Raw genomic sequence first — 22,244 nt, 5'->3', positions numbered from 1 at the left:
ACCATCGGGACGGGTTCAGGTGAGCAGGAGCTTCTCCAGACGCCGTGCCGTGCCCACCAGCCCGACGGCGCCGAGCGCCACCAGGTAGGCAAGGTGCCACCAGATCCCTGCGTCGACCTGGCCCAGCATGAGTGCCCGCTCGAGCGCGACCCCGTGGTACAGCGGCGTCGCCTGGACCACCCACTGCAGGGCGGGAGGGTAGGTCTCCAGCGGGAAGAACGTGGCGCTGAACAGGAACATGGGCTGCGTGGCCAGGTTGACCCACTCGAAGTGGGCCCACGACTTCATGTACGTCGTGGCGAACATCCCCACCGCCGCGAACGCGAACCCGATGAACACCGCGCCGGGCAGCGCGAGCAGCGCCCACCACGACGTGACGGTGCCGGCGAGGGTGGCGACCAGGAGGAACAGCGCGGAGTACAGCGCGCCCCGGATGAGCGACCAGGTGATCTCGCCGACCGCCACGTCGCGCGGCCCGAGCGGGGTGGCGAGCACCGCGTCGTAGAGCTTGGCGTAGCGGAGCTTCCAGAACACGTTGAACGTGGAGTCGTACACCGCGCCGTTCATCGCCGAGGTGGCCAGCAGGGCGGGCGCCACGAACGCCGCGTAGGGCACCTCGCCCGAGTCCGTGGTGACCGTCTGCACGAGCGCGCCGATCCCCACCCCGAGCGAGAACAGGTACAGCACCGGCTCCAGGAAACCGGTGACCAGAGCGATCCAGCCGTGCTTGTACGCCCGGACGTTGCGCTCCACGAGCATGCGGGCCATCCCGGCGCCGGCCGGGACCGGCAGCAGGCGCGAGACCCGCAGCGCGAGCGGCGCCGTCGTGCTGCTCACTTGACCAGCCTCCTCGTGAACGAGCGCTCCGCGAGCACCCAGCCGACCACCACGAACGTCATCAGCACCCCGAGGTGGAGCACGAGCCACGGCGGGTCCACCCGGCCGAGCGACAGGGCCCGGCTCGCCTCGACCCCGTGCCACAACGGCGTGACCCAGGCGATCGGCTGGAGGAGCACGGGAAGCTGCGCCACGGGGAAGAACGTGCCCGAGAACAGCATCAGCGGCGTGACGACCAGCCGGAACAGGATGTTGAAGCCGCCATCCTGCTCCTGCCGCGCGGTGAACGCGAAGACAGGCAGGGTGAAGGCCAGCCCGGTGAGCACGGCAACCGGGACGCACCACACGGCGCCCCACGTCGCGAACCCCCCGAACGCGGCGCCCACGCCCACAAAGATGACGGTGGCCATGGTGAGGTGCCCCACGACCGCCAGGACGTGCCCCGCGAGCACGTCGCGCAGCCGGAGCGGCGCCCCGAGCATCGTGTCGTACATCCGGTCCCACATAATGTTGCCCAGCACCGGGAACGTGGACTCCCCGATCGCCACCCACATCGCCTGGACCGCCACGATGGCCGGCACCACGAAGTGCAGGTAGGGCACGCCGTCCACCCCGCCCGCCCGGTCGTCGACCAGGCTGCCCAGGCCGATCCCCATGGCGAGCAGGAAGAACAGCGGAGACATGAACCGGCTGATGACGCTGCCCCGCCAGGTGCGGCGGTAGACGGTGAGCTGGTATCCCAGCACGGAGCCGATCCGCTCGGCCCCGCTCAGGGGCGGGCGCTCGCCGTGGGCCCCACGGGCGTCGAACACGGTGCTCATCTCAGTCCACCAGGGTGCGGCCGGTCAGGTGCAGAAAGACGTCCTCGAGCGTGGAACGCCGCACCAGCGACGAGAGCGGCTCCACGCCGCGGGAGTGCACCTCGGCCGCCGCCGCGTCGCCGTCGTGCGCGTAGACCAGCAGTCGGTCGGGCAGGACCTCCACCCGTTCCCCCGCGCCGGCCACCTTGCCCGCGTACTCGCCGTGATCGTCCGTGTCGAACCGCAGCTCCAGCACCTCACGGGTCGAGTGCTCCTCGATGAGCTGCCGGGGCGAGCCCTCGGCGACGATGCTTCCGTGGTCCATGACCACCAGCCGGTCGCACAGCTGCTCCGCCTCGTCCATGTAGTGGGTGGTGAGGATGAGCGTCACCCCCTGTCGCTTCAGCCGGAACAGCCGGTCCCACAGCAGGTGCCGCGCCTGCGGGTCCAGGCCTGTGGTGGGCTCGTCCAGCAGGAGCAGCTCGGGGGAGCTGATGAGCGAGCGGGCGATGGTCAGGCGCCGCTTCATGCCGCCCGACAGCGGCTCCACCTTGTCCTTGGCACGCTCCGTCAGCTGGGCGAACTCCAAGAGCTCGACCGCCCGCTCACGCACCTGCGCGCGCGACAGGCCGAAGTAGCGCCCGTACACCCACAGGTTCTCCTCGACGGTGAGCTCCTGGTCCAGCTGGTCCTGCTGCGGCACCACCCCCAGGCGGGCCCGGATGCGCGGTCCGTCGGTGGCCGGGTCCAGCCCGAAGATCCGCAGCTCTCCCCCGCTCGGCGGCGAGACCGCGCCGATCATCCGCATCGTCGACGACTTGCCGGCACCGTTGGGCCCGAGGAAGCCGAACGCCTCGCCGCGGCGCACGGCGAAGTCCACGCCGTCCACGGCCGTGAAGTCGCCGAACGTCTTCGTCAGCCCGCGCGCTCGCAGCAGCAGGTCGCCCTCTGGTGTGTCCCCCGTCATAGTCCTTCACGGTAGACGGGGTCACCGACACGGTCAGTTTCATTCCCTCAGGCCGTGCACGTTCTCTCGATGTGTGGTGGAGTGGAGCTACGGCTCACAAACCGGGAGGTAACGCAATGAGCGATCCCAACCGACCGTACGACCCCGCCTACGGGGAGCAGCCGCCGCCCGCGTACCCGCCGGCCCAGGCGCCTGGCACCCCGACCGCGCCGGTGGGTCACCCGCGAGCGGACGACGAGTCGGTCCAGCCCGTCACGTCCGGCACCCAGGACCCGCGCCTGGGCCTCGAGGTGGGCCGCTTCTGGGCCGGGGCGCTCGCCACCATGCTGGTGGCGGCCCTGATCGGCCTCGCGGCCGTGTTCCTCCTCGAAGAGGTCTTCAACCTGGACATCCAGTCGCCGCCGGCCCTCTTCGGGACCGGCACCGACTACGCCGCCTGGGCGGTCGTCGGCGCCGTCTTCGCGCTCCTGTCCGCGATCGTCCTCTACCTCCTGGTGCTGAGCACGCCTCGCCCCCGGTCGTTCTTCGGGTGGGTCATCGGTCTGGCGACGGTGATCCTCGCCGCCCTCCCGTTCGCGGGCAACCCGGAGGTCGTGCCGGCGATCCTCGCCGCCGTGGTCTGGATCATCCTCGGCAGCGCCGTCTGGTCGCTCCTCACCGGCACGCTGAGCCGCACGGTGGTGCGCCGCGCGCCCTACTGACCCTCAGCTCCACCGCACCGAGCGCGCCGTCGCGGCGGGAGCGAGGAGGCGCAGCAGCGTCTCCCCCTCCTCCTCCGCGGCGGCGCGCTCGCGCGCCGCGACCGGGCCGAACGGCGCCAGCACCAGCTCGGCGCGGTCGCCGGACTCCTCCACCGCCCACGTGCCGCCCACGAACCCGTCCACGAGGAACGTGGGCAGCACGTCAGCGTTCCGCCGGTACACGGCGGGGACGTTCTCGGCTGCGATGATCCGGTCCCGTCCGTCCAGCGCCACCAGCAGGTGCTCCCACCGGGGCAGGAACCGCACGGGCGCCTCGGCGTCGCCCGGCACGGTCGCCAGGCCTGCCAGGTCCACGAGCTCGGCCCCGTCCGGCCCCTCGTAGGTGGTGAGGTCCAGCCCGCCCAGGGCGCGCCGCACCTGCCCCACCCGCCGCAGGCCGAGGCCGCGACCGACGTCGGCCACCGTAGCCGGGCCGAAGGCCCGCAGGTACCCGGCCACCGCTCGCGACCGGGCCCCGTCCGGCTCCACCTCCTGCCCGACGGCGCCTTCCCTCACCCAGGTACGCGCGTCGCCGTAGCGGGGCGTGCCCCGGGCGTCCCAGGTCCCCGCGGGCGGGACCTGGACGAGCCCTCCCCCGGCGGACGCCAGGCGCCACCACGCGCGGCTGACGCCGCCGGGGATGGCTGCCGCGGCGTCGACGTCGGGGTGCAGGGAAGCGGCGAACGCCTCGATCTCGTCGAGCGGGCGCGGCTCGGCGCAGTGCTCGCGGACCGCCGCGTTCAGAGCCACCAGGTCGAGCCCCGCGCGCCGCGCGCTCGGCGCCCACGTGGCCACCCGCTGCTCCGCTGCGACCGCGTCGAGCACGGGCAGGTCAGCGGCGGGCACCAGGTGCAGCGTCGAGCGCATCACCGTCGCCTTGACCACCTCGCCGGACAGCACCGCGGCGTCCAGGTCGGCCACCGTGCCGCCGGTACGCCGGGCCTGGAGCGCGACGAACGGCATGCGCGCGTGCTGGGCCTGCAGCCCGCCGACGGCGCCGATCACGTCGGCGACCGGGCCGTCGGAGCGGGCCAGCAGAAGCTGCCGCGCGAGCGTGGTGCGGTTCAGCTCTCGCAGGTCCAGGCGCCGCGACATGCGAGGAGGCTCAGGCGAGGCGACGCAGCCAGCCGTGGCGGTCCGCCACACGGCCGTACTGGATGTCCGTCAGCTCGTCACGGATCGCCATGGTCAGCTCGCCCGGCTCCCCGCCGTTGAGGGTGTGGTCGAACGTACCGCCCGCCAGCCGGCCCACGGGGGTGATCACCGCGGCCGTGCCGCACGCGAAGATCTCCTTGACCGTGCCGTCGGCCAGACCGGCCACGACCTCCGCGAGGGGGATGCGGCGCTCGGCGACCTCGTGGCCGCGGTCGGCCGCAAGCTGCAGGATCGACGACCGCGTGACGCCCTCGAGGATGGAACCGGTGAGCTCGGGCGTGTGCACCGACCCGTCGGCCATCACGAGGAACACGTTCATGCCGCCGAGCTCCTCGAGGTACAGGTTCTCGACGGCGTCGAGGAAGCACACCTGGTCGAAACCGAGCTTCTGCGCCTCCAGCTGCGGCAGCAGGCTCGCGGCGTAGTTCCCGCCGCACTTCGCCGCGCCGGTGCCACCGGGGCCCGCGCGGTGGTAGTCGTCGGCAACCCAGATCGAGACAGGCTTCACGCCGCCCGCGAAGTAGGGACCCACCGGCGACGCGATGACCAGGTACTCGACCTCGGCGCTCGGACGCACGCCGAGGAACGCCTCCGAGGCGTACATGAAGGGCCGCAGGTACAGGCTGGAGTCAGCGCTGCCGGGCACCCACGCCAGGTCCGTCCGCACCAGCGCGGCGAGCGAGCCGATGAAGTCGTCGACGCTCAGCGCCGGCAGGGCCAGGCGGTGCGCCGACCGTGCGAAGCGGGCCGCGTTGAGGTCGGGACGGAACGTCCAGACCGAACCGTCGGCGTGCTTGTACGCCTTGAGGCCCTCGAAGATCTCCTGCGCGTAGTGGAGCACCGCCGTGGCCGGGTCCATCTGGAGCGGACCGTACTTCTCGATCCGGCGGTCCGCCCAGCCGACGTCGGCCCGCCACGTGATGCGAGCCATGTGGTCGGTGAAGACGGTGCCGAACTTGGGCGCCGCCACCAGCTCGGCCCGCGCCTCGTCCGACGTCGGCGCGTCGCTGCGCCGCACGTCGAACAGGGCGACGAGGTCCTCGAGCTCGGCGGGAAGGATGGTGCTGGACGTGCTGGTCATCGTGGGGGCCTTTCACCGGGTGGACGTGGTCAAGTCTTCCACGCCCGGCCGGTTGCCGAAGGCTCCCCGGCCGGGCAGTTTGCCCGGCCGACGACGACGTCGGCCGGCCAAGCGCTCAGGGCCGGGGGACGTCGTCGTACGCGTCGTACGGGACTACCCGGCCACGCGGGCCGCGAGGTCGCGGCCCACCTCGGACGTCGACCGTACTCGGTCGCCTCGCTCCGCGAGGTCGGCCGCGACGGCGGCCTCCACCCGGCGCGCCTGGTCGGCGAGCTCGAGGTGGTCCAGGAGCATCGCGACAGAGAGGACCGTGGCCGTGGGGTCGGCCTTGCCCTGCCCGGCGATGTCGGGGGCCGAGCCGTGGACCGGCTCGAACATCGACGGCGACGTGCGGTCCGGGTTGATGTTGGCCGACGCCGCCAGGCCGATGCCGCCGGTGATCGCGGCCGCCTGGTCGGTGAGGATGTCGCCGAAGAGGTTGTCGGTCACGATGACGTCGAAGCGGCTCGGCTTCGTCGTGAGGAAGATCGTCGCGGCGTCGACGTGCAGGTAGTCCGTCGTCACGTCCGGGAACTCGGCGTTGACGGCCTCGACGGTGCGGCGCCACAGGTGGCCGGCGTGGACCAGCACGTTGTGCTTGTGCACGAGCGTCAGGTGCTTGCGCTCGCGACGGGCGGCGCGGGCGAAGGCGTCGCGGACCACGCGCTCCACGCCGAAGGCCGTGTTGACCGACACCTCGGTGGCGATCTCGTGCGGGGTGCCGACGCGCAGGGCGCCGCCGTTGCCGACGTACGGGCCCTCGGTGCCCTCGCGGACCACGACGAAGTCGATCTCGCCCGGGTCGGCCAGCGGGCTGCGCACGCCGGCGAACAGCTTGGACGGGCGCAGGTTCACGTAGTGGTCCAGCGCGAAGCGGAGCTTGAGGAGCAGACCGCGCTCGAGCACGCCGCTCGGCACCGACGGGTCGCCGATGGCGCCCAGCAGGATCGCGTCGTGGGTCTTGATGCGCGCCAGGTCGTCGTCCGTCAGCGTGTCGCCCGTGGCGTGCCAGCGGCGCGCGCCCAGATCGAACTCCGTGGTGGCGACCTTGACGTCCGTGCCGGCCAGGGCCGCCTCCAGGACCGCGAGGCCCTGCTCGACGACCTCCGTGCCGATGCCGTCGCCTGCGACGACCGCCAGATCGATGCTCCGCGTCATGCGGTGAGCCTACGGGTGCCCGAGGCACGCTGAGACGCGGGTCTCACGCCTCGGACAGCTTGGCCGTGAGGGTCACTGCTCCCGGGCCGACAGCACGCAGAACTCGTTGCCGTCCGGGTCGGCCAGCACGGTCCACGTCGCGTCGTCGGGCTGGCCCACGTCGATGATCGTCGCGCCCAGCCCGACGAGCCGGGCGATCTCGGCGTCCCGGTCGTCGCTCGTGTGCGGCGCGAAGTCCCAGTGGAGCCGGTTCTTCGTGGTCTTCCCGTGCGTCACCGGGACGAAGACGAACCCCGGCGGCACCCGGTGGAACTCGAGCTGCTCCGAGAGCTCCCGAGCCCACGGCGGCACGACGACGGCCTCCTCCTCGGTCTCGAAGATGACGTCCCAGCCGAGGGCTTCCGCCCACCAGCGGGCGAGCCTCGTGTGGTCCGTGGACTCGACGACGGTGGAGTACCAGCGCAGCGTCATACCTACATCTTCGGATAGAGCAGCTCGAACCGCTCGCACAGCACCGGCATGTCGGCGACGAACTCCCGGTCCGGGCCGAGCGTCCGGCGGAAGTACGCCTCGTGCCCCTCGCGCCACATCGCGAGCGAGCGGTCGTCCTCCCCCTCGGCGGCCGCGAAGTCCTCGGTGACCTCGTCGAACGGGACCACCTGCACCTCGGTGGTGCGGATGAGCGCGCGCGGGTGGCCGGTGCCGTCCAGGACGATGCTGAGCTCACCCACGGACGGCAGCTTCTCGCCGCTGTCCTCGAACTCCCACAGCGCCGTCGACGTGGCGGTCTTCTCGCCCGCGAGCACCGCCTCGACCAGGGAGTCGGCCAGCTCCTCGTTGTCGCCGAACGACCAGGCCGGCGGGGCGACGGCCTCGTTCACCGTCTGGCCGATCACCACGCTCGTCTTCCCGAGCCCCGCGCGGCCCCGCGCGGTCTCCCAGAAGGCCTGCACCTCGTCGGCGAGCACTGCGTCGGCCTGCGGCACCTCCTCGGGCTCGAAGCTCGACGGGTCGAAGTCCTGCGGCGTCTTGTCGGTCACGGTGGACATCCTGCCGCATCCGGGCGTCGGCGGGCATCGCCGGGACAGTGCGTTCGTCCGAAGGCACCGTCCCGGCACAGGGGCCGACGACGGCGGTGGCCGGGCCCGGCCGTGACCGGACCGTCAGCCGATCGGCAGCTTCGCACCGCCACTCACCGGGACAGCCCGGACCCCTGCCGGTAGACTGGAACACATGTTCGATGGTGTCGATGCGCTGATCCGCGCCCTGATGAGCCCGGCTGCTGCCGGGCCCTCGGGTGTGCCCGGAGCGCGATCGGCAGCGGGCTCCCGGACGGCGTTCAGCCCGGCCCCGGCACGGGCTGACCTCACGCTGGTCGATCTCGCCAGGTCCGCGAGCCAGCCCGTCCTGACCTACCAGGCGGAACACGGGACGCGGCTCGACGCCCGGCTCGCGCACCTGGTTCCTGGTGTCCCGCTGGCAGACGAGCTCGACCGCCTCACGCTCGCCGACGCCCCGGAGAGCGTCCTCGTCGAAGCAGTAGCGGGCTGGGAACGGATGCTCGCCTGGGCTGCGGCCCGGCAGGCCGAAGCCGTGGCCGAGCTCGCCGCCCGCGCCGGCGGCCCCGCCCTGGAGCTCCTGGGCGACGAGCTGGCATCGGTGGTCGGTCAGTCGGTCACCGTCGGCCGCCACCTCGTGGGGCGCGCCCTCGCGCTCGGCGACCTCCCCGAGGTCCGGGACGCGTTGCTCGCCGGGCAGGTGTGCGTCAAGAAGGCCGACGCGCTGGCGTTCACGGCGTCGTTCCCGACGCCCGAGGACCGTCGCGCTGCGACCACGAGGATCCTCGGCGACGTACCCCGAGCCGGGGTGCGCGCCGTCCAGAACCGGGTGCGGGCGCTCGCGGCCGCACTCGACACGGATGGCGCCGCTCGGTGCCGGAAGGCAGCCCGGGCCGCCCGATACGTGCGGCTCGAGCCCGTCGAGGACGGCATGGCCTACCTGACCGCCTATCTGCCGGCGGAGGACGCCGCTCGGGTCTGGGCCGCGGTCGACGACGCCGGGCACACCATCAGCCGCGCTCCCGGCGAGACCCGGACCCTTGCCCAGGCGCGCTCCGACGCGCTCGTCGCGCTCTCCACGGGGCGCCTTGTCGTGACTCCGGACCCCGACGACCAGCCCGGCCTGCCCGGTTCAGCCGTGCCCGCATCCGACGCACCCGGGCCGACCACCGCCTACCGGGTCGTCCCCGTCCCGGCCCGGGCGACGGCCCACATCACCGTCGCCGCCACCACGCTCCTCTGCCTGGACGACGCTCCGGGGCACCTCGCGGGCTACGGCCCCGTCCCGGCGGAGGTCGCCCGCGTCCTGGCCACGGACGCCACCTGGAGACGACTGCTCACCGATGCGGCGACCGGCGTGCTCACCGACTATGCCACCAGCACCTACGCACCCGGGTCCGTCCTCCGCAGCGCCGTCGAAGCACGTGACGCGACATGCACCTTCCCCGGCTGCGAGCGACCGGCCCGACGGTGCGACCTCGACCATATCGACCCCTACACCCGAGAACCGGGCATGGCCGGGGAACCACAGACCCGCGCCGCGAACCTGCACGCGCTCTGCCGTCGGCACCATCGCGCCAAGACGCACGCCGGCTGGACCCCCGTCCGGGACGAGGCCACGGGCATCACCACCTGGCACACCCCGGCCGGGCGCTCGGTCTGCCGCGCTCCGGCGGTCGTCGATCCTGGGTACGACGTCGACTCCCGGCATCAGCTCGTCGGTGAGCACCAGGCGCCCTGCGCGGACGAGCCCGGCGCCCCCGCACCTCCGCCGTTCTGACGCCGGAAACCCCATGCCTTGCCTGCTGGTCGCCGCTGCGAGCGGCTTCAGGCACTCATAACGTGACTGGATGACACCCGCCGGCAAAGCTGTCGACCGAGCGATCGGCGTCTATCAGCGCCGCATCTCGCCCCGCAAGGGATGGCGCTGCGCCCACGCGGCGCTGACCGACGGCGCGTCGTGCTCGGGTGCCGTACGCGAGATCCTCGCGCGGAGAGGCCTGGCGCGGGGTGCGGTGCCGACCGTGCTCCAGTTCCTGGCCTGCTATCAGGCGGCCCGCCTGCTGGCGACGACGGACGTGCGCGGCGTCTGCTGCTGCGGGCCCATCCCGATCCCGTTCGGCTTCCGGTCTCCGCGCCGACGCTGAGCGGCGCCCGAACCGGTCCCGAACCGGTCCCGAACCGGTCCCGAACCGGTCCCGAACCGGCCCGGGCCGGGACCGGCCCGGAACCCCGCCGGCCCGGAGCACAACGACGCCGGCCCGGAGCACGACGACGCCGGTGGCCGCCTCCAGCAAGGCGGCCACCGGCGTCGTCGTACAGGGGAGGGTCAGCGCGCGGCCGAGCCCTCCACGTAGTCCGAGTCGTTCGGCTTGATCCACGCGAACATCTTGCGCAGCTCGCGCCCCGTGGCCTCGATCGGGTGCGCCTCGCCCTTGGCGCGGAGCTCCTTGAACTCCGGCGCGCCGGCGTCCTGGTCCCCGATGAAGCGGGCGGCGAAGGCGCCCGACTGGATGTCCGCGAGGACCTCCTTCATGTTCTCCTTCACCACGGGCGAGATCACGCGCGGGCCGGAGACGTAGTCGCCGTACTCGGCCGTGTCGGACACGGACCAGCGCTGCTTGGCGATGCCGCCCTCGACCATGAGGTCGACGATCAGCTTCAGCTCGTGCAGCACCTCGAAGTACGCGACCTCGGGCTGGTAGCCGGCCTCGGTGAGGACCTCGAAGCCGTACTGCACCAGCTGCGACGCGCCACCGCAGAGGACGGCCTGCTCACCGAACAGGTCGGTCTCGGTCTCCTCGGTGAATGTGGTCTTGATGCCGGCGGCACGCAGGCCACCGATCGCCTTGGCGTACGACAGGGCGACGTCCCAGGCGGAGCCCGACGCGTCCTGCTCGACGGCGACGATCACGGGCACGCCGCGGCCGTCCGCGTACTCGCGGCGCACGAGGTGACCCGGGCCCTTGGGGGCGACCATGACGACGTCGTGGCCGGCCTCGGGCTTGATGTAGCCGAAGCGGATGTTGAAGCCGTGCCCGAAGACGAGCGTGGCGCCGTCCTTCAGGTTCGGCGCGATGTCCTCGGCGTACACGTGACGCTGGACCTGGTCGGGCGCGAGGATGACGACCACGTCGGCACCGGCGACGGCCTCTGCCACGCCGGCCGTCTTGAGGCCCTGGTTCTCGGCCTTCTCGCGGGACGGGGAGCCCTCGCGGAGGCCGACGGTGACGTCGACGCCCGAGTCGCGCAGGTTGAGGGAGTGCGCGTGACCCTGGCTGCCGTAGCCGATCACCGCCACCTTCTTCTGCTGGATGATCGACAGGTCGGCGTCGTCGTCGTAGAACAGCTCAGCCACGGTGGGTGCTCCTTGGTTCGGTGGTCCGGCGGACCGGTGTGGGTCGGTGGTGATGGATGGGGTGCTACGCCGTCCGGGCGACGCGTTCGAGCGCCCGGTCGGTGATGGACCGGGAGCCGCGGCCGATGGCCAGCGTCCCGGACTTGACGATCTCGCGGACGCCGTAGGGCTCGAGGGCCGCCAGCAGGGCGTCGAGCTTGGCGCCGGTGCCCGTGGCCTCGACGACCACGGAGTCGGGCACCACGTCGACGACGCGGGCCCGGAACAGCTCGACGACCTCGAGGACCCCGGCGCGCGAGGCGCCGTCGGCCCGGACCTTGACGAGCAGCAGCTCGCGCTGGACCGAGGACTCGGCGTCCAGCTCGACGATCTTGATCACGTGGATCAGCTTGTTGAGCTGCTTGGTGACCTGCTCGAGGGGGTGCTCGTCCACGTCGACGACCACGGTGATGCGCGAGATCTCCTCGTGCTCCGTGGGGCCGACGGCCAGGGAGTGGATGTTGAACGCGCGACGGGCGAACAGCCCGGCGACCCGCGTGAGGACGCCCGGCTTGTTCTCCACCAGCACGGACAGGGTGTGACGGCTCATCGGTTCGGTCCTCAGTCCTCGCGGTCCCACGCCGGGGAGATCCCGCGGGCGTACTGGATGTCGTCGTTGCTCACGCCCGCGGCGACCATGGGCCAGACCATGGCGTTGCGGGAGACGGTGAAGTCGACCACCACGGGGCGGTCGTCGATCTCGTTGGCGCGCTTGATCGCGGCGTCCACGTCGGCGAGGCTCTCCACGCGGATGCCCTCGCACCCGTAGGCGTCGGCGAGCTTCACGAAGTCGGGCACGCGGGCGGTGCCGTGACCCGTGTGGAGGTCCGTGTTGGAGTAGCGCTCGTTGTAGAACAGGGTCTGCCACTGGCGCACCATGCCGAGCGACGAGTTGTTGATCACCGCCACCTTGATGGGGATGTCGTTGATGGTGCAGGTGGCGAGCTCCTGGTTGGTCATCTGGAAGCAGCCGTCGCCGTCGATCGCCCACACGGTGGCATCCGGCCGGCCCACCTTGGCGCCCATGGCCGCGGGGACCGAGTAGCCCATGGTGCCGAGACCGCCCGAGTTGATCCACGTGCGGGGGTGCTCGTACCGGATGAACTGCGAGGCCCACATCTGGTGCTGGCCCACGCCGGCCACGTAGATGGCCTCGGGGCCGGAGATCGCGCCGATCCGCGAGATCACGTGCTGCGGCGACAGGAGGCCGTCCTCGGGCTCGGTGAAGCCGAGCGGGTAGGTGCTGCGCCACTCGTCGCACTGGCGCCACCACCCCTCGAGGTCGGGCTTGCCGTGGGCGGTGTGCTCGCGCTCGAGCTCGGGCAGCAGCTCGGCGATGACCTCGCGCAGGTCGCCCACGATCGGCACGTCGACGGCACGGTTCTTGCCGATCTCGGCCGGGTCGATGTCGGCGTGCACGATGGTGGCGTGGGGGGCGAAGCTCGACAGCTTGCCGGTCACGCGGTCGTCGAAGCGGGCGCCGAGGGCGAAGATCAGGTCGGCCTTCTGCAGTGCCGCGACGGCGGGGACGGTGCCGTGCATGCCGGGCATGCCCAGGTGCTGCGGGTGGCTGTCGGGCACCGCGCCGCGGGCCATGAGGGTGGTGATCACGGGCGCGCCCGAGAGGTCCACGAGCCGGCGCAGCAGGTCCGCCGCGTCGGCGCGGACCACGCCGCCGCCCACGTACAGCACGGGCCGCCGCGAGGTGGCGAGCAGTCGTGCCGCCTCCTTGATCTGCTTGGCGTGCGGCTTGGTCACCGGGTGGTAACCGGGCAGCTGCAGGTCCTGCGGCCAGGAGAACGTGGTCATGGACTGCATCGCCGACTTGGCGATGTCCACGAGCACCGGGCCCGGCCGGCCGGTCGACGCGATGTGGAACGCCTCGGCGATGGTGCGCGGGATCTCGGCCGGGTCGGTGACCAGGTAGGAGTGCTTGGTGATCGGCATGGTGATGCCGACGATGTCCGCCTCCTGGAAGGCGTCGGTGCCGATCGCCGCCGCTGCCACCTGCCCCGTGATGGCGACCATCGGGATCGAGTCCATGTGCGCGTCCGCGATGGGCGTGACGAGGTTGGTGGCGCCCGGGCCCGACGTCGCCATGGTCACGCCGACCTTGCCGGTCGCGTGCGCGTAGCCGGACGCGGCGTGGCCGCCGCCCTGCTCGTGCCGCACGAGGATGTGGCGAAGTCGCGTGGAGTCCATCAGCGGGTCGTAGGTGGGCAGGATGGCGCCACCCGGGATGCCGAAGACGATCTCCGCCCCGACCTCCTCGAGGGAGCGGACGATCGACTGCGCGCCGGTCACCTCCTCGGTGACGCGGTCGCCGTCGGCCACGGGGGCGAGCGCCCCAGTCGGCCGCCCGACGTTGCGGGAGCGCAGCTCCGCGCGGACCTCGGCGCGGGCCTCCGCACGTGCGGCGACCTGCGAGGGTGTCGGTGTGCCTGCCATCGGTGTCTCCTGCCGTCGCACCCCTGCGGACAGGGGCTCTGCGAACCATCGTGACAACAAAAAGCCCCTCGGTCCTCGGGGAGCGAGGACGGTCGAGGGGTGAGCGCGCTGACGAAGCCTGTGCGGTGGCCTCAGCCGGCGCGCCCAGGAAGTACTACGAGAATGATCGTCTGCACGCCCCGCACACTACGCCGATGTGCCGAGCGTGTCACGTGCCGGGCCGAGCGTCCCAGCATCCGAGACTCGCTACGCGACGTCCCGCCGGCGGAGCGCCAGCCCGGCGCCCGCCACGAGGGCCACCGTGAGGGCGAGGAGGTACGCCGCGGCGTTCACGTCCGCGTCCACGACCAGGGCCGGGACGTTCACCGAGAGGGACCAGATCCACAGGTCCGGCGAGACGAGCTCGACCATGCCGATCTCCACCACGACGAACCAGGCGGCGACCGCCCCCGCCACCGCCGTCGCGCGCCCCAGGAGCACCCCGAGCGCCACGCCCGCGAGGGCGGCCAGGATCCCGCCGACCAGCAGCGCCACGCCGGTCTGGGCGAGCCCGGCCCACACCTCGAGCCCGACGACCCCGAGTCCGCCGCCGAACCTGCGCAGCAGGTACGCGCCCGCGGCCGGCACCGCGTAGGCGACCGCGAGCACAGGCACGACGCCGAGGGCCGCGGCGGCGAGCCTGCTTGCCAGCACCCGGCCCCGCCGCGGCTCGACCGTGAGCAACAGCCCCAGGGCGCCCGTCCCGGTCTCGGCGGTCACGAGGGTCACGCCCGCCACGAACGCGAGGACGAGCAGCACCGGCATCTGCGCGCGGACGACCTCCGCCGCCTCGGAGAACGTCTCGGGGCGGCTCGCGAGCACCAGCCCCACGACCGCCGCGTACACCACCGTCGCGAGCGCACCCCAGCGCACCGCCCGCCGTGCGGCGAACCGGAGCAGCTCCACCTTCAGCAGCCGCATCACGCCGCACCGCCCTTCTTCTCGGGTCCGCCGGCCGGCTTGTGCTTGCTCTGGCCGTTCTGCGAGGGGGTGGGCTTGACCCCGGGCGGCAGCGTGCCGCCCGGCCTCACCCGCCCCGGCGGGTCTGCGGGCGTGTCACCCGGGGAGGGCTTGTCGGCGGCAGCAGGCTTGGCCACGGGCTTCCGGGCAGGCTTCTGAGCGGGCCCGGCCGGCTCGGCCGGCGTCGTGGGCTCGGCCGACGTCGTCGGCTTGACGGGCTCTGCGACGGGCTCGCCCGGCGCAGCCGCCGGCACCGCGGCGGCCTTCGTCGCGACAGCCGTACCCGCGCCGCCCGACGACGTCCCCGCCTCCGCGAGGCGCAGGACGACCGCCTCGAGGTCCTCCCGCTGGGGCACGAGCTCGCTGACCCACAGCTTCTGCCGCGCGAGCGCTCGGGTGACCTCGGCGGGATCGGCGATGCCGTCGACGACGACCACCTCCGCCTCTGTCCGGACGCGCTCCAGGCCCGCACCGCGCAGCACCTCCGCGGCGCGCCCGGCGAGCGCGGGCTCAGCCACCCGGACGCGCACGGTGACCCGGCCGTCGCCGAGCAGGTCGGCGACGGCGCCCTGCGCTACGAGCCGGCCCGCGGAGAGGACGGACACCGTGTCCCCGAGCTGCTGCACCTCCGCCAGGACGCCGCTGGTCAGCAGCACGGTGCGGCCCTGGTCCGCCAAGGTCCGCACCAGGCTCCGCACGTCGCGCACGCCGGCGGGGTCGAGAGCCGACGTCGGCTCGTCGAGCACCAGGAGCTCCGGGTCCCGCAGGAGCGCCGCCGCCATGGCCAGGCGCTGCGCGGCCTCGGCGGAGTACGTACGGAACGGGTCTGCGCCGCGGTCCGCCAACCCGACGAGCTCGAGCACCTCGTCCACCCGCTCGCGCCGCACCCCGGCCGCTGCCGCGAGGAGTGCGAGGCTGCGGCGCCCCGAGAAGCCCGGGAAGAACCGTCGGCCCTCCAGCACCGCACCGGTCCGGCCCGCCACCTCGGCGAGCCGGTCAGGGACCGGGGCGCCGAAGATCCGGATCGCACCGGCATCGGGCCGCGCCAGCCCCAGGAGCATCCGCACGGTGGTGGTCCGGCCCGCGCCGACCGGGCCCAGGAGGCAGTGCACCCCGCCGGCCGGGACGCGCAGGTCGAGGCCCTCGACGGCGACGAGCCGCCCGCGCGCGGTGCGGAAGGTCTTGCGCAGGCCGAGGGTCTCGATCGCCAAGCCGGGATTCACCCGCCACAGGGTAGGGCATTCCTGTCAAACACGGGCACTTACGACCGAGCGGACGCATCGCCCGAGGTCAGGTCAGCTCTCACGGGCTGCACCGCCGGTCACCAGCCCAGCGCACCCCGGACCGACGTCGGCGGCGGGTCCACGCCCAGGCGCTCGCGCAGGACCGTCAGGTCGTACGTGCGCTCCAGGGCCAGGTGGCTGATCGCGTACCGCGACAGGCGGGGCTCCCGGCGCAGCCACCGCGCGACGTGCTCGCTCACGGTCGCCGCGCGCCGGGCCACGTCCAAGGGCACCGCCACGACCCGCACCCGGCGCAGGCGGGCGAACAGCAGCAGCTCCACCGCGTCGCGCAGCACCACGGGATCCGCGTCGGCCACGTTCGCGACCAGCGGCCGCCCCGCTGCCCGCTCGGGCTCCACGTCCGCGTCGAGCGCCGCCCGCACCGCCGCGACCAGCGTGTCCACGTGGGTGAGGTGCTGCAGCACGCCGCCACCGCCGGGCAGCGGCAGCCACCGGCCCACCACCGCCCGCTCCAGCCGCGGCAGGAGCGTGGTGTCCCCCGGCCCGTAGACGGCGTGCGGACGCAGCACCACCACCGGCCCGCGGTCCCCGCGCGCCGCATCCGCCGCCAGGTACCGCTCCGCCTCCGCCTTGGTCCGCGCGTACGCGTTCAGGTAGGCCGCGACCGGCGCCTCGTCCTCGCGCGCCCGGACGCTCGGCCGCGCCGGGTCGTACACGCTCCCCGACGACACGTGCACGAACCGCGCCTCCGGGAACGTCTCCCGCACCGCCCGCGTGCCCTCGACGTTGACGAGCCACGAGCGGGCCTCCGACCCGCCGTCGCCCACCGCCGCGCCGCAGTGCACCACAGCGTCGACGTCGCCCGGGTGCGCCTCCTTGATCAGCGGCCCGTCCCGCAGGTCCCACACCAGGTGCCCGACGACGGCGCCGCCCTCACCACTCCCGTCCGCCCACCCCGGCGAGGTACCCGCCCGGGCGACCGGGACGCCGTCGGGCAACCACCAGGGGACGCTGCGCGAGGACGTGACCACCTCGTGGCCGTGCGCGGCGAGGCCGCGCGCCACCGCACCGCCGACGAACCCCGACGCACCGGTCACCGCGACCCTCACGACCGGGCCCCCTCGAGAAGGGGCGCCGCCAGCGCCGACAGGGTCCGCCGGTCCGGCTTCCGGGACCGGCCGTGGAGCGGCACGTGCGACGCCTCGACCACCACGTCGGGCAGGGCACCGTGGTCCAGGACACCAGGCAGCGCGGCAGCCACCGAGCGGGCGAGGCTCGTCCCCACGGTGAGCGTCGGCGGGCCGTCCGCCCGCCCCGCCTCTCCGGACGTGACCACCAGCACCACCCGCTCGTCACCATCCGGAACCGGCACGCCCACGAGCAACGCCTCACCGACGCCGGGCAGCTCGCGCACCCGCGGCTCGAACAGACCCGGGTAGATGTTGAGCGTGCCGCGGATGATCATGTCGCGGGTGCGACCCACCAGGACGATGCGACCCTCGTCGTCGAGCCAGGCCAGGTCGCCCGTGCGATGCTCCGTGACCGGCGGCGCGCCCGCGTCCAGGTCAGCCAGATAACCGGCCATGAGCGACGGGCCCGACAGCACCAGCTCGCCCACGGGGTGGTCGCCGCCCGAGCTACCACCCGAGTTGTCAGAAGCTCTCCGGTCTATATGCCGGGGAGCTTCTGACAACTCCTCGGGCTCGCCGGCCGAGAGGTCGAGCGTCGCGGAGACGCCCGCGAGGGGCCCGCCCACCAGGTCGCCGTCCACGTCCGCCGCCACCTTCGCGGACGCCTCCACCACCGCCGCGGGCAGGATCTCCGTGGCCCCGTACACGGCGAGCCACCGCGTGCCCGGCAGCACCCGCTGCGCCCGCTCCAGCAACGCCCGGCGCACCGGCGCCGCACCCAGGAGCAGCGTCCGGGGACCGGCGCTCGCGGGCGAGGCGCTGCCCGCACTCACGCCGCCGCTCACGCCGTCGCCGTCACCGTCATCCGCTCCCAGCGCGCCCGCCTCGATCGCGTCGAGGTACGCCGTCGCGTCCGCCGGGACCAGGAACGACGCGTCCGCCCCCGCCACCCCGCGCGCGAAGGCGGCCGGGTCCTGCGCGGGCGTGCGGGCCGGGATCTCCCACGTGCCGCCCGCCAGGAGCGCGGGCAGGCCGAGGAACATCTGGTCGGTGTGGACCACCTGCCCCGCGCGCAGGTCCACCACCTGCCGGAACAGGTCGAGCGCCCCGCCGAGCGTGCGGGCGGTGTGCACCACGGCCCGCGGGTCCGACGTCGTGCCCGACGTGAACACGACCAGCGCCTCCGCGTCCCCGTCCCCCCGCCCCTCCCCCCGTCCGTCCCGTTGCGGGTATGGCCGTGGCGTGAATTTTTGCCCGGATTCACGCCACGGCCATACCCGCAACGAGGGCCATGTCCGCGACGAGGGCCGCACCGCCAGGCTCGCCACCCGCTGGGCGCCGCGCGGGACGCCCGGCAGCCAGGCGCCGGAGTACAGGTGCCGAACGGGCAGGCGGCCGTAGTCGGGCAGCAGCAGCCCGCGCGAGCGCGCCACGCCCCGCAGCGGACCCGACGACGCCGCGTACAGCAGCGCCTCCGTGGCCGCCCAGCGCGGCCGGGCCGCGGCGATCCGCGCGGCGAACAGCTCGGGCGTGGATCCCGGGTCGACGAACACGATCGAACCGCCGGCACGCAGCACCGCGAGGCAGAGCACCACGCCCTCGGGCCGCGGCCGGATGCTGAACAGCACCCGATCGCCGGGCACCATCCCGTCAGCGCGCAACGCGTCGGCCGTCGCCTCGACCGCGGCGGCCAGGGCGCCGTACGTGACCTCCTCGGCACGCCGGCCGCGGTCGCCGTGCGCACCGCCCGAGCCGCGCCGACCAAACCGTCCGAGCCAGCCAGGCCCGCCGAGCGGGCCCGGCCTCCCGAGCCGGCGCAGCGCCACCGTGGACGGCGCGATCCGGTCGCCGACCGCCCCCAGCAGGGTGTCGACGAAGTGGTCGGTCGTGGTCACGCGTCCTCCAGGGCGGGCGCTCGGACATCAGGGTCGCAGCTCACGTCGAGCCGGTCGTAGGCGGGGACGAGCACTCCCCGAGCGGCCCGGCGGCCCACCACCCGCGGCAGGAGGCCGTCCGCAGCGAGGGGTGCGAGCGCGTCGAGCACCGCGTCCACCTGCGCCATCGCGAGGGGCATGCCGAGGCAGAAGTGCGGCCCGGCGCCGAACCACAGGTGCCGCACGGCGGGGTCCGCGGGACGGTCGGGGTCGAACCCGCCGGCGGCCCGGCAGCAGTTCACCGTCGCGATGACCACCCGGTCTCCTGGCCGCACGTCGACGCCGCCCACGGCCGCCGGCTCGCGCACCGCCCGCAGCATCGCCGGGGTCGGCACGGTGACGCGCAGCGCCTCCTCGACCACGTGCCGACGCTCGTCGGGTCCGGCGGCCAGGAGCCGTGCGGTCCAGCCGGTGTCGTGCGCGATGGCCAGGAGGCGCGGCACGAGCGACTGGACCGTCTCCGTCCCGGTCAGTACGAACGCGCCGACGGCCCCCATCGCCTCCCGCTCGCCGAGCCCGAGGGCCCGCATGCGGCCGGGCACCGTCGCCGGGTCGCCGTCGCGCCAGGCCGCGCGCGCCGGCTCGGTCAGCTCACCGAGCACCCGGCGGGCCGACGCCACCTGCGCGCGCGTCAGACCCCGCCGGTGCAGGCGGACCATCCCCGTCACCGCCTGCGCGCGCGCCATCGACTCGCGCACCGCGGCGTCGGTCGGCGGCAGGCCCACCATCCCGCAGATCACCGTCCCGGCGAGGGCGCTCACCGTCTGCGCCAGGTCGACGGTGCGGCCCTCGCCGAGCCGGGAGACGGCGTCGGCCAGTGGCCCCGGCTGCGCGGCGGGACCCGCCGACTCGGCCGGGCCGCCGCCCGCCCCGACCAGCTCACGCACGGCGCGCGGCGAGAACAGCGGCCCGAGGGTGCGCCGCAGCGCGGCGTGCTCCGCGCCCTCCATGTTGAGCAGCACGGACGGCCCCAGCGCCGGCGTCCAGAGGTCCGACGGCGCCCCGGGCCCCACCTTCGAGAACCGCGCCGTGTCGAGCAGCACCTGGCGCGCGATCGCGGCGTCGTTCACCACCACGCCGATCCGCGGCAGCCGCACCACGGGCCGACGCCGGAGCGCCCGCAGCGCCGGGTATGCGAGCGGGTGCGCGGCACGCTGGACCCGCTCCTCCCAGGCGGCCTCCGGGCCCTGCCCGCCGGCCCAATGGCGGCGCGCCCCGCTTGGCACACTATTCTCTGCGACGGCGGAGCTCACCGGATGTCGACCACCTCGGGCCGGTACCGGTGGTCGGCGTACCAGCCGAGCGTCCGTACGAGTCCCCACGCGTGCACCCGCCGCGTCGACGCGCGCACCCAGACCTCGGGGTGCTCCGCATACCGCGTGGTGAGGCGGCGTACGGCGTTGACCAGTGCGCGGTCCTCGTGCACGTCCTCGATGCGGGTGCGCGGGAAACCGCCCGCGGCCTCGTACAGCGCGGCCGTGATGCCGAGGTTGCAACCAGGGGCCATCACGTACGGGCCGAGGTACCCGTCGTCACGGTTGCCCGGCCGGATCTTGCCGAACGCGCTCGCCACCGCGAGCGCCGCCGACAGCACACCCTGCTGGAACCGCGACACCGACCGGTCGTCGGTGCGCGGCACGAGACGTCCGGCGACCAGCTCGTCGCCCGACGCCAGCGCCTCGCGCATACGCCGCGTCCACTCCGGCGGGGGCAGGCAGTCGGCGTCGGTGCGCGCGAGGAGCTCGGCACCGCCCGCGATCGCCGCCCGCATGCCGGTGTCGGCAGCGGCGCCCGTGCCCTTCTCCGGCTCAGCGATCACGCGCCAGCGGGCGCGCCCCCACTCCGCGATCGCCGCCCGGACCACGTCGCCCGTGCCGTCCGACGACCCGTTGTCCACCACGACCAGGTCGAAGTCGTCGTCCTCCTGCGCGTGCAGCGCCTCCAGGGTGGCGCGGATCCCGTGCGCCTCGTCCCGGGCAGGCACGACGACGGCGAGCCTCACCAGCGCACCACCATCGCGCCGATGCTGATACCCCCGGCGAGCCCCACGAGCATCACCACGTCCCCGCGCCGGAGGCGGCCCGTCTCGAGCGCCGTGACGAGCTGCAGGGGCAGGGTCGCCGACGCGACGTTGCCGTGGTCCGCGACCGTGAGGACGGTGCGGTCGTCCGGGACGCCCAGGGCGCGGTGCACGTCCGCCAGGTAGGCGACGGCGACCTGGTGCACCGCGACGAGCGCGACGTCGTCCCACGTCAGCCCGGCGCGGTCCAGCGCCTCGTGCACCGTGCCCGGCCCGAGCGCGAGGAACGCGTCACGCAGGCGCGACCCGTCGATCTCGAAGTACGTGCGCTCCAGGTCCCGCGGGTGCGCGGTGCCGCCCCCGGGCAGCATGCCCACGTCCCAGTGCTGCGACTCGGCCGCGAAGGCGGAGGCCAGGATGCCCGACGGCGCGGGTGCCGCCTCTCCCGGGGCGGCGCCGACCCCGTCGTCGGCCCGGTCCCCCGCCCGGGCGTCGCCCACCAGAGCCGCGAGCTCGGCGTCGAGGTCCGTCGCGCCAGCCGCCGCCAGGCCCGCCACGGCGGGACCGCCGGCCGCCTGCCCGACCGCCTCCACGAGGACGGCCGCGCCGGCGTCGGACATGGTGTAGCCGGGCGCGGAGAGCGCATACGTGGCCCGGTCGGGGACGTCCCAGCGGACGGCGCGCGACGGCGCCTCGCCGCTCACGACGAGGACGCGGGCGTAGCGGCCCGTGCCGATGAGGGCCTCGGCCACCTCGATGCCGTTGAGCACGGAGTTGCACGCGTTCTTGACGTCCATGACGGGCGCGCGAACGCCGAGCTTGGCGGCCACGATGTGGCTCGTGGCGGGCTCGACCATGTCCTGGCTCGCGGAGGCGAAGATCAGGAGGTCCAGGTCGTCGACGGTCAGGCCCTCCGCGGCGAGGAGGCGGCGGGCTGCGCCGACGGCGAGGTCGGAGGCCTGCTCGTCGTCCGCCAGGACGTGGACTGTGCGGACGCCGGTCAGCCGGGACACCATCGGCACCCGGGGCGCGACACCGGGGTTGCGGGCGTGGAGCTCGCGCTCGGCGTCGCGCACGTCGACCGTCCGGTCCGGGAGGTGCACGGCGACGGCCGCGAGGCGGGCTACGGGGCTGGGCGCGCCGGCCTGCTGGGCGGCCGGAGCGGGCGGGGCGAGCGGCGCGGCGGCCGGATCGGGGAGCACTCGGCACAGCGTAGTGGGGTGGGCGGGGCGGCGAG

General features: G+C 74.0%; 21 protein-coding genes. 3 read left to right on the top strand and 18 right to left on the bottom strand.

Translation table 11 applies throughout. The features are described 5' to 3' along the window. Positions 1 to 15 precede the first annotated feature (15 nt). The 3 genes from AC060K_RS04990 to AC060K_RS04980 are packed head-to-tail and all read right to left on the bottom strand — an operon-like array spanning position 16 to position 2,604. Positions 16 to 837, bottom strand: a complete 822-nt coding sequence (locus tag AC060K_RS04990; protein ID WP_483764362.1) for an ABC transporter permease — start codon at positions 835 to 837, stop codon at positions 16 to 18. Continuing rightward, positions 834 to 1,658, bottom strand: a complete 825-nt coding sequence (locus AC060K_RS04985) for an ABC transporter permease (RefSeq protein WP_483764361.1) — start codon at positions 1,656 to 1,658, stop codon at positions 834 to 836. The genes AC060K_RS04990 and AC060K_RS04985 overlap by 4 nt, the downstream gene beginning before the upstream one ends. Position 1,659: 1 nt before the next feature. Then, positions 1,660 to 2,604: an ABC transporter ATP-binding protein gene (locus AC060K_RS04980; protein WP_483764360.1), complete on the bottom strand. Its 945-nt coding sequence runs from the start codon at positions 2,602 to 2,604 to the stop codon at positions 1,660 to 1,662. 116 nt (positions 2,605 to 2,720) lie between these two features. Between AC060K_RS04980 and AC060K_RS04975 the strand changes: the two genes are divergently transcribed. Continuing rightward, complete coding sequence (locus AC060K_RS04975) at positions 2,721 to 3,305, top strand: hypothetical protein (RefSeq protein WP_483764359.1); 585 nt, start codon at positions 2,721 to 2,723, stop codon at positions 3,303 to 3,305. A 3-nt stretch (positions 3,306 to 3,308) separates the two neighbouring features. On the opposite strand, the gene AC060K_RS04970 is transcribed toward AC060K_RS04975, so the two are convergent. The 5 genes from AC060K_RS04970 to AC060K_RS04950 all read right to left on the bottom strand — a co-directional run bounded on the left by AC060K_RS04970 (position 3,309) and on the right by AC060K_RS04950 (position 7,817). Continuing rightward, positions 3,309 to 4,439 (bottom strand): winged helix DNA-binding domain-containing protein, encoded by a 1,131-nt coding sequence (locus tag AC060K_RS04970; RefSeq protein ID WP_483764358.1) that lies wholly within the window; start codon positions 4,437 to 4,439, stop codon positions 3,309 to 3,311. Between the two features lie 10 nt (positions 4,440 to 4,449). Then, complete coding sequence (locus AC060K_RS04965) at positions 4,450 to 5,580, bottom strand: branched-chain amino acid aminotransferase (protein ID WP_483764357.1); 1,131 nt, start codon at positions 5,578 to 5,580, stop codon at positions 4,450 to 4,452. A gap of 153 nt (positions 5,581 to 5,733) precedes the next feature. Further along, on the bottom strand, positions 5,734 to 6,777 hold the full coding sequence (locus AC060K_RS04960) for a 3-isopropylmalate dehydrogenase (protein ID WP_483764356.1): 1,044 nt from the start codon (positions 6,775 to 6,777) through the stop codon (positions 5,734 to 5,736). A gap of 72 nt (positions 6,778 to 6,849) precedes the next feature. After that, complete coding sequence (locus AC060K_RS04955; RefSeq protein ID WP_483764355.1) at positions 6,850 to 7,248, bottom strand: VOC family protein; 399 nt, start codon at positions 7,246 to 7,248, stop codon at positions 6,850 to 6,852. 2 nt (positions 7,249 to 7,250) lie between these two features. After that, positions 7,251 to 7,817: an ASCH domain-containing protein gene (locus AC060K_RS04950; protein WP_483764354.1), complete on the bottom strand. Its 567-nt coding sequence runs from the start codon at positions 7,815 to 7,817 to the stop codon at positions 7,251 to 7,253. A 193-nt stretch (positions 7,818 to 8,010) separates the two neighbouring features. Here AC060K_RS04950 and AC060K_RS04945 point away from each other — a divergent pair, with 193 nt between their 5' ends. Continuing rightward, a complete protein-coding gene (locus AC060K_RS04945) occupies positions 8,011 to 9,615 on the top strand; it encodes an HNH endonuclease signature motif containing protein (protein WP_483764353.1) in 1,605 nt (534 codons plus the stop codon). Between the two features lie 70 nt (positions 9,616 to 9,685). Then, on the top strand, positions 9,686 to 9,982 hold the full coding sequence (gene yidD, locus AC060K_RS04940) for a membrane protein insertion efficiency factor YidD (RefSeq protein ID WP_483764352.1): 297 nt from the start codon (positions 9,686 to 9,688) through the stop codon (positions 9,980 to 9,982). Between the two features lie 182 nt (positions 9,983 to 10,164). Here the strand turns inward: yidD and ilvC are convergent, their stop codons facing one another. From ilvC to AC060K_RS04890, 10 genes are all read right to left on the bottom strand, one after another. Next, entirely contained in the window at positions 10,165 to 11,193 is a 1,029-nt protein-coding gene (gene ilvC, locus AC060K_RS04935) for a ketol-acid reductoisomerase (RefSeq protein ID WP_483764351.1), read from the bottom strand. Between the two features lie 64 nt (positions 11,194 to 11,257). Next, complete coding sequence (ilvN, locus tag AC060K_RS04930; protein ID WP_483764350.1) at positions 11,258 to 11,782, bottom strand: acetolactate synthase small subunit; 525 nt, start codon at positions 11,780 to 11,782, stop codon at positions 11,258 to 11,260. Between the two features lie 11 nt (positions 11,783 to 11,793). Continuing rightward, positions 11,794 to 13,680: an acetolactate synthase large subunit gene (locus AC060K_RS04925; RefSeq protein ID WP_483764349.1), complete on the bottom strand. Its 1,887-nt coding sequence runs from the start codon at positions 13,678 to 13,680 to the stop codon at positions 11,794 to 11,796. A gap of 246 nt (positions 13,681 to 13,926) precedes the next feature. Next, the gene (locus tag AC060K_RS04920; protein WP_483764348.1) at positions 13,927 to 14,643 is read right to left on the bottom strand and encodes a hypothetical protein; all 717 of its coding nucleotides are present in this window, start codon (positions 14,641 to 14,643) and stop codon (positions 13,927 to 13,929) included. Beyond that, complete coding sequence (locus AC060K_RS04915) at positions 14,640 to 15,902, bottom strand: ABC transporter ATP-binding protein (RefSeq protein WP_483764347.1); 1,263 nt, start codon at positions 15,900 to 15,902, stop codon at positions 14,640 to 14,642. The genes AC060K_RS04920 and AC060K_RS04915 overlap by 4 nt, the downstream gene beginning before the upstream one ends. Positions 15,903 to 16,000: 98 nt before the next feature. Further along, positions 16,001 to 17,032, bottom strand: a complete 1,032-nt coding sequence (locus AC060K_RS04910) for an NAD-dependent epimerase/dehydratase family protein (RefSeq protein ID WP_483764346.1) — start codon at positions 17,030 to 17,032, stop codon at positions 16,001 to 16,003. Next, on the bottom strand, positions 17,029 to 18,948 hold the full coding sequence (locus AC060K_RS04905) for an AMP-binding protein (protein WP_483764345.1): 1,920 nt from the start codon (positions 18,946 to 18,948) through the stop codon (positions 17,029 to 17,031). The genes AC060K_RS04910 and AC060K_RS04905 overlap by 4 nt, the downstream gene beginning before the upstream one ends. Next, the gene (locus AC060K_RS04900) at positions 18,945 to 20,213 is read right to left on the bottom strand and encodes a cytochrome P450 (RefSeq protein ID WP_483764344.1); all 1,269 of its coding nucleotides are present in this window, start codon (positions 20,211 to 20,213) and stop codon (positions 18,945 to 18,947) included. The genes AC060K_RS04905 and AC060K_RS04900 overlap by 4 nt, the downstream gene beginning before the upstream one ends. Before the next feature lie 23 nt (positions 20,214 to 20,236). Next, complete coding sequence (locus AC060K_RS04895) at positions 20,237 to 20,989, bottom strand: glycosyltransferase family 2 protein (RefSeq protein WP_483764343.1); 753 nt, start codon at positions 20,987 to 20,989, stop codon at positions 20,237 to 20,239. Further along, entirely contained in the window at positions 20,986 to 22,209 is a 1,224-nt protein-coding gene (locus tag AC060K_RS04890) for a 3-oxoacyl-ACP synthase III family protein (protein ID WP_483764342.1), read from the bottom strand. The genes AC060K_RS04895 and AC060K_RS04890 overlap by 4 nt, the downstream gene beginning before the upstream one ends. Positions 22,210 to 22,244: the final 35 nt, after the last annotated feature.

It is taken from the genome of Antribacter sp. NEAU-D49, assembly GCF_057158775.1.
This window is presented reverse-complemented; position numbering and strand designations above follow the sequence as displayed.